Origin of the sequence: Polynucleobacter sp. (assembly GCF_040400325.1) — a bacterium.
Classification (GTDB): domain Bacteria; phylum Pseudomonadota; class Gammaproteobacteria; order Burkholderiales; family Burkholderiaceae; genus Polynucleobacter.
Window position 1 is genome coordinate 50,873 of record NZ_JBBAQK010000004.1, and the last position, 13,651, is coordinate 64,523.

Sequence of the window (13,651 nt, forward strand, 5' to 3'; positions counted from 1 at the left end):
CTTATTTCTCCTGGGGGCGCCAAACTTGGCCAATAGCAAGTTTTTGAACCTTCTTATTTCTGCCATACCAAAGGTTGACAAGAGCGCGAGAGAAGAAGACCGCTGAGAACATTGATGTCAAGATGCCAAGGCAGTGCACCACTGCAAAGCCCTTGATAGGTCCTGAGCCAAATGCAAGCAAAGCCAGACCGGCAATTAAGGTAGTGACGTTAGAGTCAAGAATCGTAGCCCAAGCTTTATCAAAGCCAACTGCGATTGCAGTTTGTGGGGCAGCGCCATTACGTAACTCTTCTCGAATACGTTCATTAATCAATACGTTTGAGTCAATCGCCATACCAAGCGCTAAGGCCATCGCGGCAATGCCTGGAAGTGTCAATGTTGCTTGTAGCATCGACAGAATAGAAATCAATAAGACTAAGTTCACTGCCAAAGCAATCACAGAGAAAAAGCCAAAGAGCAGGTAATAAGACGCCATGAAGATAGCAATCGCGGTAAATCCGATGAGTAAGGATTTAAACCCCTTCTCAATATTTTCAGCGCCTAAGCTAGGACCAATCGTCCGTTCTTCAATGATTTCCATTGGTGCTCCCAGTGAGCCAGCACGCAGTAGAAGTGCCAAGTCATTTGCGCTGGCAGTAGTAGGTTGACCTGTAATCTGAAATTTAGACCCAAACTCGCCTTGAATGGTAGCGATGGTAAGCACTTCACCTTTGCCTTTTTCAAACAAAATCATTCCCATGGGCTTGCCAATATTCTCACGGGTGATTTCTTGCATGACCCGACCACCGGCAGCATCTAAAGAAATATTGACTGCAGGCCTTTGGTTTTGATCAAAGCCAGCACTAGCATCAGTAATTCGATCGCCACTGAAAATAACGGACTTCTTAAATACGCCTTGACGACTTTCACCAAAGCGAAATACATCCATTCCTGGGGGAGGCGTTTCACCAACCGCGATTGTAGAAACGATTGGATCGGCAAGACGTGACTCTAAGGTTGCGGTGCGACCAATGATGTCTTTGGCACGCGCAGTATCTTGTACGCCTGGTAGCTGAACGATGATGCGTTCAGCACCTTGTTGTTGAATGACCGGTTCTTTCACCGCTAATTCATTCACTCGTTTATTCAAGGTGACGATGTTTTGCTTAACGGCGTTATCTTGAATCTCTTTCAAGGCGGTTGGCTTAAATTCACCCAGTAGTTTTGGTGAGGGACCTGCAGGCTTCACTAGCCAGATTAAGTCAGGCTGGCTAGTCATTAAGATGGTGCGGGCTGCATCTGCATCAGCAGTGCTGCCAAAATTAATTGTGATGGATTCTGTTCCACGCTCAATACCTTGGTGGCGAATATTCTTATCACGCAACTGAGTACGAATATCGCTTGCTAAAGAAGTGACCTTCTTTTGTACTGCACCCTTCATATCCACTTGCAGTAAGAAGTAGACGCCACCACGTAGGTCAAGACCTAAGGGCATTGGCAGGGCATTAATAGCATTTAACCAACCTGGGGTATTTGATAGGAGGTTTAGTGCGACGGTGTAATTTGGATCGTTTTGATCGATATTCAGTTTTTGCTGCAATAGATCGCGCGCACGCAGTTGGATATCAGTATTGTTAAAACGAATTTTGATAGAGCCAATATTTGCTACAGCCTCGAAAAAGATCCCAGTATTCGCAATATCTGCTTCAGCTAGGATTTTTTCAACGCGAGACTGCGTCGCCAAATCAACCTTAGTGGTTGGTTTGGCAGACGAGACTTGAACTGCTGGAGCCTCTCCATAGAAATTCGGTATTGAATATAGCCCGCCGATGAGTAAAGCAACGGCGATGACTAAATATTTCCAGAGAGGGTAGCGATTCATATTGAGAAACTTTTCAACAAAATGATTAAGCGGACTTCAATGTGCCTTTAGGCAATACAGTTGTGATCGCACCTTTTTGCATTTGTACTTCTGTGCCTGAGGCAATTTCAACAGTGATTAGTGCATCTTTCAATGAAGTGACCTTGCCCATGATTCCGCCAACTGTCACTACTTCATCACCAACTGCCAATGCTTCGAGCATTGCTTTCGTTTCTTTTTGACGCTTCATTTGTGGGCGAATCATGATGAAGTACAAAACTGCAAACATCAAAACGAGGGGAAGGAAGCTCATTAAGCCACCGGAATCTGAAGCCGCGGCAGGAGCCTGGGCAAAAGCGTTACTAATCCACATATAAAACCTCCGTTAAAGACTATTTGGAAACTGATTTAGTTATAGGCTTTAAAGCAAAGCCGTAAACCCGCAATTCTAAACTGTGTGGCATTTTGGAGGTGATTTGGAGGGGCTTAGCCCTTTGTAGGGCTATTAATCCTGCCCTGGCGCTACGCCACGTTGACGGCTGGAGTGGAATTCCTCGCGGTAGGCGCTAAAGCGATCCTTGCTTAAAGCCTCTCTCACCTCAGTCATCAACTGTAGGTAATAGGAGAGGTTATGGATGGTATTAAGCTGTGAGCCCAGCATTTCATTAGCTTTTTGGAGGTGATTTAAATAGGATCTCGTGAAATTTTGGCAGGTGTAGCAGCCGCAGCTAGGGTCGACCGGACGATCATCGTCTTTATAGCCTGAATTGCGCAGTTTTAAGTCGCCAAAACGGGTAAATAGCCAGCCATTTCGTGCATTCCGGGTAGGCATGACACAGTCAAACATATCAATTCCTAGGCTCACGCCCAAAATAAGGTCTTCAGGCGTGCCTACCCCCATAAGGTAATGGGGCATATGTTCGGGAAGCTTGGGCGCTGTGAAATTCAGAATTCGCTCAAATTCTGGTTTGGGTTCGCCTACAGACAGACCGCCAATCGCAATACCATCAAAGCCTTGTTGACTGACCGCCTCTAATGAAAATTCACGTAGATTTTCAAACATACCGCCTTGAACAATGCCAAAGAGACCATTACCAGTATTGAGTTCTCGGAAGCGTTTCAGTGAGCGGTCTCCCCAGCGCAGTGACATCTCCAATGAGGCGCGGGCAGTTTTTTCAGAAGTGGGTTGACCCTTTATTTCATAAGGGGTGCATTCATCAAATTGCATTGCGATATCACTATTAAGAACTGCTTGTATTTCCATCGATACTTCTGGCGACATAAAGAGTTTGTCGCCATTAATAGGAGAAGCAAAGGTCACCCCTTCTTCAGAAATTTTTCGCAGAGCCCCCAAGCTAAATACTTGAAATCCACCAGAGTCAGTCAGTATGGGTTTGTTCCAAGCCATAAAACGATGCAAGCCACCATGTTTTTGAATCACCTCTAATCCAGGTCTTAGCCATAGATGAAAAGTATTTCCTAGGATGATTTGTGCCTTTGCCTCCTCTAGATCACGAGGGGTCATTGCCTTGACTGTGCCATAGGTACCCACTGGCATAAAGATCGGAGTTTGTATGCTGCCGTGAGGGAGATCCAACTGACCAAGCCGAGCTGGACTGTGTGAGTCACGCGCCAGGATATTGAAGTGAACAGGTTTGGTCATGAATTGATATTCTCTAGTCGGCAAAGAAACATTGCATCTCCATAGCTAAAGAAGCGATATCGTTGAGCAATGGCATGTTGATAAGCAGCGCGAATATTTTCTACCCCTGCAAAAGCACTTACCAACATTAATAAGGTAGATTTTGGCAGATGAAAGTTTGTTAATAAACAATCTACTGTTTTAAATTCAAAACCCGGCGTTATAAAGAGATTAGTCTCCCCAGAGCTTTGACCGCTAATAGCATGACTCTCCAGGGCCCTAAGGCTAGTGGTGCCCACGGCAATGACGCGACCGCCAGCTTTTTTTGTATTCGCTATCATTTTTAGGGTGGCATCCGGAATAGAGAACCATTCATGGTGCATCTGGTGTTTTGAGAGATCTTCCTCGCGCACTGGACTAAAAGTACCAGCACCGACATGTAATGTGATGGTAGCTTGTTGTACTCCAAGAGCCTTTATTTTCTGTAGGATGGTTTCATCAAAATGTAATCCTGCGGTAGGGGCTGCAACAGCACCAGGATTTTTGGCTAGGACAGTTTGATAGCGCTGCGCATCTTCGCTATCAGGCTGATGTTCAATATAAGGTGGTAATGGCAATTCACCAAATCGTTCTAGAAGTGAAAATACATTTTCCGGAAAACGTACTTCATAAAATCGTCCGTCATACCCAATTATTTCAACAGCGAATGACTCCCCTACAGTATTGTGGATATGTACTATTGATCCGGTTTTAGGTGCCTTAGAGGCTCTAATTTGAACCCATGCTTGCCGCTCACCACTAATCCGTTCAATTAGGAGTTCAACATTCCCACCCGTCTCTTTTTTGCCATGGAGCCGAGCAGGTATCACTTTAGTATCGTTCAGTACCAATAAGTCCCCGGGCCTTACAAGGTCAAGGATTTCTTTAAACTGACGATCTATGATTTGGGCGTGTTTACCCACCTCAGGCCTGATTTCTAAGAGGCGGCTATCCGTTCTATTCGCCAAGGGGTGCTGAGCGATTAGGTCGGTTGGGAGTTCGTAATTGAAGTCAGAGAGTTGCATAGCATTACCATCAGGTAAGAGATTTTAACGATGACTACGAAACAAGCACCAACTCCACTACAAAAAATGGGTTTAGACAGCCCAATGGCCCTTGCTTTGCACTTGCCATCTCGGTATGAAGATGAAACCGAATTATTGACAATTGAAGAGGCTATTAGCCATGGCCGCTATGGAGCCGTCCAAACTCAAGGGCTTGTCATCCGTAATCAAGTGCTATTTAGACCTAGAAGACAGATGATTGTCACTATTGAGGATGAAGCGGAAACCCTACAATTGCGCTTTCTCAATTTTTATCCTAGCCAACAAAAACAAATGGCAGTTGGTGCGCACCTTAGGGTGCGTGGTGATATTCGAGATGGATTTCAGGGGAATGAGATGGTGCATCCAACTGTGCGCGCCGTTTCCCCCGATACACCATTGCCGACTAGTTTGACACCAGTCTATCAAGCGAGCGCTGGAATATCACAAACCATTATTCGTAAGGCAGTAACGCAGGCATTACGAGATCCTAGTTTGAAAGAAAGCTTAGCTGAGTTCTTGCCGAAGAAATTAATGGCGCAGCTTCTTCCCAGTAACGATTGGCCTCACTTACAAGCAGCGATTACTTATCTGCATCAACCACCTGCTGATGCTAATACCCAAGCATTATTAGAGCGCACTGATCCCGCTTGGAGACGTGTGCAATTTGAGGAGTTACTAGCCCAACAAATTTCCTTAAAACGAGCCCATGCTCTTCGAAGAGAGCGGAATGCCCCAAGTTTTGGTAAACCAGATCAAAAAGAATCAAGCATTGAGGCGGGCTTATTAAAAGCCTTACCTTTTGAGCTTACTGGAGCACAAAATCGGGTTTGGTCAGAAATTGGAGATGATCTTTCCCACTCGTTTCCAATGAATCGACTTTTGCAAGGCGATGTCGGGAGTGGGAAGACAGTGGTAGCTGCGTTGGCAGCCGCCCGTGCGATGGATCATGGCTATCAAGCTGCAGTCATGGCTCCCACAGAAATTTTGGCTGAGCAACATTACCTCAAGATGAAAGAGTGGTTTGAACCTCTGGGCATCAACATTGCATGGCTATCTGGTAGCCTCAAAGCAAAGGCCAAAAGACTTGCCCAAGAGAGTATTGAGAGTGGTGCAGCACAGCTCATTATCGGCACCCATGCGCTGATACAAGAGAATGTCAGCTTTGCTAAATTAGGCTTGGCAGTGATTGATGAGCAACATCGTTTCGGGGTGAGGCAGCGTTTAGAAATTCAACAACGCGTCGGCTCTGAAACTTTTTATTGTCATCAACTCATGATGTCTGCAACTCCAATACCACGAACATTAGCGATGACCTATTACGCCGATCTCGATGTATCGGTCATCGATGAATTACCACCAGGTCGAAAACCAATTACTACTAAAGTCGTGAAAGCTAGTCGTCGTGATGAGGTGATTAGCGGGCTTCAAGGCTGGTTAGAAAAAGGCTTACAAGCGTATTGGGTATGCCCTTTGATTGAGGAGTCTGAAGTACTCCAATTGCAAACTGCAGTTGAGAGTTTTGAGCAGCTCACTTTGGCATTACCGGGCTTTAAAGTAGGTTTGGTGCATGGCCGTCTTAAGGCGGATGAAAAAGCGGCTGTTATGGCAGCGTTTAAAGCCGATGAGATTCAGCTTTTGGTAGCTACTACAGTTATTGAGGTAGGTGTAGATGTGCCGAATGCGGCGCTCATGGTGATTGAACATGCAGAGCGCTTTGGTTATGCTCAAATTCATCAACTGCGAGGGCGTGTTGGGCGGGGTTCGGCTGATTCAGTTTGTATTCTAATGTATGCAGAACCACTCTCGATGGCAGCAAAAGAACGCTTACAGACCTTGCGAGAGATTTCTGATGGCTTTGTGATTGCAGAACGAGATTTATTGCTTCGAGGTCCTGGTGAACTATTAGGCGCCAAACAATCGGGCGATGCCATGTTGCGTTTTGTAGACTTACAAAGAGATGCGTGGCTGATTGAATTAGCTCAGCAGGCTGCTGATCGTCTTTTGGCTGACCATGGCGATATCGTTGAGCGTCACCTAGAGCGCTGGCTTGGATCGCGAGCTGAGTTTCTAAAGGCATGATAATGACGCTATGGTTTTGATCGAGCGCCTGACCTCTTATGCTTACCTCATCCGGTTAGATAAACCGATTGGGACTTTATTGCTTTTATGGCCTACCTTATGGGCCCTATGGTTAGCCAGTAGTGGCGTTCCCAATTTTTCCATCTTGATTATTTTTGTTGTTGGAACCTTTTTGATGCGCAGTGCAGGTTGCGCTATCAATGATTATGCTGATCGCGACTTTGACCGTCACGTAATGAGAACTCAAGGGCGACCAGTAACGAGTGGCAAGATTTCAGGTAAAGAGGCAATCGGTGTAGCAGTGATCCTAGCCTTACTTGCATTCCTATTGATTCAACCATTAAATCACTTTACAAAGCAGTTATCAGTTCTCGCTTTACTCGTTGCATTTGTCTATCCCTTTACTAAGCGATTTTTTGCAATGCCCCAGGCCGTGCTTGGCATCGCATTTGGTTTTGGGATCCCTATGGCCTACGCTGCAATTTTAGATTTCATTCCTTTTGAAGCATGGGTGCTTTTTATAGGAAATATCTTTTGGGTTATTGCGTATGACACTGCTTATGCCATGGTTGATCGAGACGATGACATACGCCTGGGTTTACGTACTTCAGCCATTACCTTCGGTCGCTATGACGTTTTGGCGATTGGCATCAGCTATGTCATCTTATTAATCAGTCAGCTCTGGGTGGCCAATATCGCCAGTCTGAGTAATTATTTCTTAATAGGCTGGTTCGCTGCATTGGCTTGTGCGATCTACCACATAAAATTAGTGTCTACTCGCAAAAGGGAAGATTGCTTCCTAGCATTTCGCCACAATAATTGGTTAGGCGGATTTTTATTTCTGGGGATTGTTTTAGGTTTGAGTCTAAATTAGCTTGCTTTTAACTTTTACCTAATTCATCACCCATCACTTTGCCGCGCTCATTTGCCGCTGCAATCGCTTTCTCCAAAATTGCATGCCAGCCATCTTGGTTTAATACGTCTAATGCTGCAGCAGTAGTGCCACCCTTAGAAGTCACACGTTCGCGTAATACGCTAGCGGGTTCAGAGGAGTTTTGGGCGAGCTGTATTGCACCCTCTAAAGTCGCATAAGCTAATTTTCTAGAAGATTGTGTATCTAAGCCTAATTTTTCACCAGCTGACTGCATAGCCTCTAAAAATGCAAATACATAAGCAGGCCCACTGCCAGACATCGCAGTAACCGCATCCATCAATTTTTCGTCAGATATCCATACAGATTGTCCGACAGCATTACAAATTGTTTCTGCTAGAGCGCGATCTTCTATGCTGATATCAGACTTTGCAAAAAGGCCAGTGATCCCTTTACCAATCAGTGCAGGAGTATTGGGCATAGCGCGTATGCACCTTGTCTGCTCGAGCCATCGGCTCATATCGGCCAAGCGAATGCCTGCTGCAATGCTGAATACCAATGGGCTTGGTGCAGATGCATGTTTGAGTTTGGGCGCCAAACCTTTGGCAACGATATTGAAATCCTGTGGCTTGATAGCCATGAGTACAACATTATTTTGAGAAAAGTCAAAGGCAATGCTATCTAAATGATGAATGATCTGTACTTTGAAATCATTTTGTAGGCTTTGTGCAGTAGCAGTATTTGCTTCTACAACTGAAATTTGATCTGCTTTGCAGCCATTCGCTAGCAAACCACTAATGAGGGCACGGCCCATATTGCCGCCGCCAATGAACGTAATGTGGGTATCAGAATTGATCTTTGAGCTCATGTAGTGATTTTATCCCGCTTGCCAAAAATAGCACTTCCAACACGAATCATGGTGCTACCTTCAGCAATTGCAGCCTCAAGATCATCCGACATTCCCATTGAGAGAGTGTCAAAAAATTGGTATCCACGCTCAGACGCATTCGCAGCCAGAATGCCTATAAAGCAATCGCGTACAGCCGCAAAAGCTTGGCGCTGTAATACGGGGTCGGCATTCGGTGCAGGGATGGCCATTAAGCCCCTGAGTACGATGTTGGGTAGCTTAGATATTGCATTACATAGAGCTTGCGCTTCACCTAAAGGAACACCACTTTTACTATCCTCTTCGCTAACATTCACTTGTATACAAAGCTGTAAATCACCAAGGCTTGGGAATTCTCCACGTTGAGTCGAAAGACGCTCGGCAATTTTGAGGCGATCTACGCTATGAACCCAATCAAAATGCTCAGCTATGTCTCTGGTTTTATTGCTTTGTAGTGGGCCTATAAAGTGCCATTCGAGCCAAGGGCGTAACTTGGCAAGTTGTTGGATTTTCTCAACACCCTCTTGAACATAGTTTTCGCCAAAAGCAGATTGACCAGCATGCATTGCCTCTTCAATAGCGCTTGTAGGAAAGGTTTTGCTGACTGCTATGAGGGTAATATCTTCTGGCTCACGCTTTGCAGCTAATGCAGCGAGCTCAAGCCGCTGTCTCACTTGCATGAGCTTGGTGATGATGGAGCTCATCTAGCCTGAGCTTGTTGGCTTAATAGTTGATCTACGATTTCAATCCAATGTACTACTGGTTTGTCATCTTGCTGAAGATGGGTAATACAACCAACGTTTCCTGAGACGATGACATCAGCATCAAATTCTTCGCAGGCCGTATGAAGATGCGCTAATTTGTTCTTACGCAATTGTTCTGAGAGCTCTGGTTGTGTAACGGAGTAGGTACCAGCAGAGCCACAACATAGATGACTGTCCGCGCAGAGCCGAACGCCAATGCCAATGCTACTGAGCAAGCCCTCTACTTTGCCCCGAATTTGTTGACCATGTTGCAAAGTACAAGGAGGGTGATACACCACGCCTGGTTTAGGATCAGTCCCAATGAGTTGTACCAGTTCATCTTGTAGGTTTGGCAATATCTCTGAAATATCTTTAGTTAAATCAGAAATCTTTTTAGCTTTAGCTGCATATTGAGGATCGCTGGCTAGAAGGTGAGCATAATCTTTGACCATCACACCACACCCTGAAGCCGTCATCACAATGGCTTCAATCCCTTGTTCAACTTGGGGCCACCAGGCATCAATATTTTGCTTGGCATTATCAAGGCCACCAGATTGATCATTGAGGTGGTAACGCAATGCTCCACAGCAAGTTGCATTTGGTGCGGAAATGAGTTGAATTTTTAATGCATCGAGGACACGTGCAGTTGCAGAATTGATATTGGGTAACATCCCTGGCTGTACACAGCCTTCTAGGATGAGCATCTTACGAGCATGAGTATCACTTGGTCTGGCGTAAGGATTTGTAGAGCTTGCAAGCGCCTGATTTTTGATTTGTGGAATCTTGCGTTGTATACCGCTCGGCATGAGTGGACGCGCTAAGCGTCCTAATGCCATTGCAGAATTAAATAGAACAGGTTTAGTCAACCCTTCTTTTAGGGCCCAACGAGTCAGACGCTGACCCAGTGGACGCTCAGGAGTATTTTCTTCCGCCCATTGACGACCAATATCAATTAATTTGCCATACTCCACGCCGCTTGGGCACGTGCTTTCGCAGTTTCGGCATGTGAGACAGCGGTCTAAATGCAAACGGGTTTTTTCTGTAGGAGCTTGGCCTTCAGCAATTTGTTTGATGAGATAAATGCGACCACGAGGACCATCTAGCTCATCACCCAGTACTTGATATGTTGGACAGGTTGCCGTACAAAATCCACAGTGAACACATTTACCTAGAATCCGGGCCGCTTTAATACCTTCGGGCGTATTTTCAAATTGAGGGGCGAGTTGAGTATGCATGTCAGAACTTAAGGAAGGCGTGAGGTAGCAAATACGCCACCTGGATCAAAGGCTGCCCTAAGGCGAGTGTGGACAATTTCAAGTGCTTTAGAGTGCACCTGCTCACTGAGCAATGTAAAGCGCTGCAAAGATGGGTCAACTCCAATGCCTTGTTTAAAACGTGTCGCGTGACCGCCATGTGCGCTTGCAAGTTGCTTGATGGCTGCAAAAGTCACTTCATCACCAGCCGCTTTAATCCAACGTTGTTGTCCATGCCACTCTAAGATAAGCTCACTGCTTGCATTTGGAATTGTTAATACGCCGCAAGCAGCTGGTAGTGCCAAGCGATAAAGCGTTTGATCAGAAGCAAGATCAGTAAAGGCGCCTAATTGTTGTTCACGCAAATTTTTCCAAAATACGTCAGCAATCTGAGGGTCGACTTCATTGGCTTGAATTAAAGAGCGCATTGCGGGAATCGCAGCTTTCACTGCAGCAGCAGCGCCTGCAAGACGAATTATTAATTCACCATCACCGCCCTTGCTATCACCAATCCAGCAGCTTGCTGATAGGGGTAGGGGTTGACCAGCCCATTCGTTTAATACCTTGAGTGCTTGAGCTTGAGAAATCTGAGCGCGCAAAGTGGCGCTTGCTGCAGGCTTTGGTAATACTTTGACTGATGCCTCCAGTAGAAGTCCAAGCGTGCCCATAGACCCTGGCAGCAATCGAGAAACGTCATATCCCGCTACATTCTTCATCACTTTGCCGCCATAGTTCAGATCTTGGCCTCTGCCATCCATGATGCGGGTACCTAAAACGAAATCTCTAAAATTACCTGCGCTGATGCGGCCTGGACCGGCTAGACCTGCAGCAATCGCACCACCAAATGTGGCATGTTCGCCAAAGTACGGGGGTTCAAATGCGAGCACTTGATTTTTTTCTTTCAGGGCCGCTTCTATTTCTTTGAGTGGGGTACCTGCGCAAGCAGTAATTACCAATTCTTCTGGTTGATATTCCAAAATTCCAGAGTAAGTGCGGGCATTTAACTTAGTGTGCGAATTGGCATTGCCATACCAAGATTTACTTCCACTGCCTTCAATAGAAAGTACAGCCTTATTATTGACAGCATTCAGAATTTGTTCCTGAAAGTCTTTTATTGCAGGACTTGGCATTAGAAGCGCTCTAATTCAGGGTGAGGCAGCTTGCCACCACTGATGCGCATGCGCCCATATTCTGCACAGCGACTTAAAGTGGGAATCGCTTTATCTGGATTGAGTAATTTTGCTGGATCAAAGGCGCTCTTCACACCCCAGAAGGATTCTCGTTCACCTTCGCCAAATTGAATGCACATAGAATTAATCTTTTCGATACCAACACCATGTTCTCCGGTGATGGTTCCGCCAAGCTCAACGCAGGCCTCTAAGATTTCAGTACCAAATTCCTCTGCGCGGTGCCATTCATCTGGATCTGCACCATTAAATAAAATAAGGGGATGCATATTGCCATCACCTGCATGAAAAACATTTAAGCAACCCAAGCCATATTTAGTTTCCATACCTCGGATACGCTTTAATAAAGTAGCAATATGTCTGCGAGGAATAGTGCCATCCATACAGTAATAGTCAGCTGCGATACGACCTGCAGCAGGGAATGCGTTTTTACGACCACTCCAAAACTTGAGGCGCTCAGATTCGTCTTGAGAGATCTTGATACCGCTGGCGCCGGATTCTTCCAGGACCTTAGTCATACGTGCAATCTCTTCAGCCACTTCTTCAAAAGTGCCGTCGGACTCGCAAAGCAAAATGGCTTCCGCCTCAAGATCATATCCAGCATGGACAAACTCTTCTACTGCGCGAGTTGTTGCCTTATCCATCATTTCTAATCCAGCAGGAATAATGCCGGCAGCGATGATGGCGGCTACGGCATCACCACCTTTTTCGATGTCATCAAAACTAGCCATAATCACTCGCGCTAAATTTGGTTTGGCAACCAATTTAACAGTCACTTCAGTGACTACTGCCAACATCCCTTCGCTACCCATCACAATGGCAAGCAAATCTAATCCGGGAGAGTCAGGAGCTAGGCTACCAAATTCAACTATTTCACCATTCATCAAAACACCGCGAACACGTAAAACGTTATGCAAAGTCAAACCATATTTAAGGCAATGCACGCCACCAGAGTTTTCATTGACGTTGCCACCAATCGAGCAGGCAATTTGCGAAGACGGATCGGGAGCGTAATAGAGACCAAGATGAGCAACTGCTTCTGAGATGGCAAGATTGCGAACGCCAGGTTGCACTACTGCAGTCCGGGTAAATGGGTCAATGCTGATTATTTTCTTGAGTTTGGCTAAAGAGAGGACTAAGCCTTGAGAAATCGGCATTGCGCCACCAGAAAGACCAGTTCCTGATCCGCGGGGCACCACTGGAATTTGCATCTCAAAGCAAATCTTCAGAATTTGAGCTACTTGCTCTTCTGTTTCAGGCAAAGCTACTGCTAGAGGCATGCGGCGATATGCTGCTAACCCATCGCATTCATAGGGGATTGTGTCCTCAGGCTCCCATAGCAGGGCATGCTCTGGCAGGATGGGGCGTAAGGCAGAGACGAGTCTGGACTGAAGTGCGCTGATGGCAGCGATATCTGGGGGCGGGGTTACCATATTCATAAGAACATTTTAGCCACTTACCTATAATTAAGCTCATGGGAAATCGATTATCAAAAATAGCCACCAGAACTGGTGATTCAGGCATGACTGGCCTAGGTGACGGAAGTCGCGTAGAAAAGGACCATTTGCGGATTTGCGCTATGGGGGACGTCGATGAGTTGAATTCTGAAATTGGCGTTTTGATGACCGAGCAGATCCCTGAAAGCATTGCCCCAGAGTTACAAGAGCTGTTTTTACAGATCCAGCATGATTTATTTGATTTGGGTGGTGAGCTTTGTATTCCGAATTACAAGCTCCTCAAACCTGAGCATGTTGCCCAGTTAGATGTCTGGCTCGAAAAGTACAACAAGCAACTACCTCCACTAACTGAATTTATTTTGCCAGGTGGAACACGTGCTGCTGCGCAAGCTCATGTTTGCCGCACAGTGTGCAGAAGGGCTGAACGCTCGATTGTCCGTTTGGGTTGGGCTGAGCCCTTATATGACTCTCCGCGCCAGTATGTCAATCGCCTCTCAGATTTATTATTTGTTTTGTCACGCATACTGAATCGTGCTGCAGGTGGTAGTGATGTGTTGTGGAAGCATGAAAAAAAAAGAGACTAAATAATCTAGTCTCTTTTCTAATGC

Annotated in this window: 12 protein-coding genes; 3 read left to right on the forward strand and 9 right to left on the reverse strand. The window is 45.9% G+C overall.

All coding sequences use genetic code 11. The features are described 5' to 3' along the window. Position 1: 1 nt before the first annotated feature. The 4 genes from secD to queA all read right to left on the reverse strand — a co-directional run bounded on the left by secD (position 2) and on the right by queA (position 4,546). Complete coding sequence (gene secD, locus ABWP14_RS04745) at positions 2–1,861, reverse strand: protein translocase subunit SecD (protein ID WP_353201839.1); 1,860 nt, start codon at positions 1,859–1,861, stop codon at positions 2–4. Positions 1,862–1,886: 25 nt separating this feature from the next. Further along, positions 1,887–2,213 carry a preprotein translocase subunit YajC gene (yajC, locus tag ABWP14_RS04750; protein ID WP_353201840.1) on the reverse strand — a complete coding sequence of 109 codons (327 nt, stop codon included), beginning with the start codon at positions 2,211–2,213 and terminating at the stop codon, positions 1,887–1,889. 132 nt (positions 2,214–2,345) lie between these two features. Next, a complete protein-coding gene (gene tgt, locus ABWP14_RS04755; RefSeq protein WP_353201841.1) occupies positions 2,346–3,503 on the reverse strand; it encodes a tRNA guanosine(34) transglycosylase Tgt in 1,158 nt (385 codons plus the stop codon). After that, positions 3,500–4,546: a tRNA preQ1(34) S-adenosylmethionine ribosyltransferase-isomerase QueA gene (gene queA / locus ABWP14_RS04760; protein ID WP_353201842.1), complete on the reverse strand. Its 1,047-nt coding sequence runs from the start codon at positions 4,544–4,546 to the stop codon at positions 3,500–3,502. Before queA ends, tgt begins: the two co-directional genes overlap by 4 nt. Positions 4,547–4,576: 30 nt before the next feature. On the opposite strand from queA, the gene recG reads away from it, so the two are divergent. Continuing rightward, the gene (recG, locus tag ABWP14_RS04765; protein ID WP_353201843.1) at positions 4,577–6,646 is read left to right on the forward strand and encodes an ATP-dependent DNA helicase RecG; all 2,070 of its coding nucleotides are present in this window, start codon (positions 4,577–4,579) and stop codon (positions 6,644–6,646) included. Between the two features lie 10 nt (positions 6,647–6,656). Continuing rightward, a complete protein-coding gene (gene ubiA / locus ABWP14_RS04770) occupies positions 6,657–7,520 on the forward strand; it encodes a 4-hydroxybenzoate octaprenyltransferase (RefSeq protein WP_353201844.1) in 864 nt (287 codons plus the stop codon). A 7-nt stretch (positions 7,521–7,527) separates the two neighbouring features. On the opposite strand, the gene proC is transcribed toward ubiA, so the two are convergent. The 5 genes from proC to ABWP14_RS04795 are packed head-to-tail and all read right to left on the reverse strand — an operon-like array spanning position 7,528 to position 13,025. After that, positions 7,528–8,385 (reverse strand): pyrroline-5-carboxylate reductase, encoded by an 858-nt coding sequence (gene proC, locus ABWP14_RS04775; RefSeq protein ID WP_353201845.1) that lies wholly within the window; start codon positions 8,383–8,385, stop codon positions 7,528–7,530. Next, a complete protein-coding gene (locus ABWP14_RS04780; RefSeq protein WP_353201846.1) occupies positions 8,382–9,107 on the reverse strand; it encodes a YggS family pyridoxal phosphate-dependent enzyme in 726 nt (241 codons plus the stop codon). Before ABWP14_RS04780 ends, proC begins: the two co-directional genes overlap by 4 nt. Next, the gene (gene glcF, locus ABWP14_RS04785) at positions 9,104–10,381 is read right to left on the reverse strand and encodes a glycolate oxidase subunit GlcF (RefSeq protein WP_353201847.1); all 1,278 of its coding nucleotides are present in this window, start codon (positions 10,379–10,381) and stop codon (positions 9,104–9,106) included. The genes ABWP14_RS04780 and glcF overlap by 4 nt, the downstream gene beginning before the upstream one ends. An 8-nt stretch (positions 10,382–10,389) precedes the next feature. After that, positions 10,390–11,529 (reverse strand): glycolate oxidase subunit GlcE, encoded by a 1,140-nt coding sequence (gene glcE / locus ABWP14_RS04790; RefSeq protein WP_353201848.1) that lies wholly within the window; start codon positions 11,527–11,529, stop codon positions 10,390–10,392. Then, positions 11,529–13,025 (reverse strand): FAD-linked oxidase C-terminal domain-containing protein, encoded by a 1,497-nt coding sequence (locus ABWP14_RS04795; RefSeq protein WP_502930143.1) that lies wholly within the window; start codon positions 13,023–13,025, stop codon positions 11,529–11,531. The genes glcE and ABWP14_RS04795 overlap by 1 nt, the downstream gene beginning before the upstream one ends. Before the next feature lie 35 nt (positions 13,026–13,060). On the opposite strand from ABWP14_RS04795, the gene ABWP14_RS04800 reads away from it, so the two are divergent. Beyond that, positions 13,061–13,627, forward strand: coding sequence for a cob(I)yrinic acid a,c-diamide adenosyltransferase (locus tag ABWP14_RS04800; RefSeq protein ID WP_353201849.1), 567 nt, complete (start codon positions 13,061–13,063; stop codon positions 13,625–13,627). The last annotated feature ends 24 nt before the right edge of the window (positions 13,628–13,651 follow it).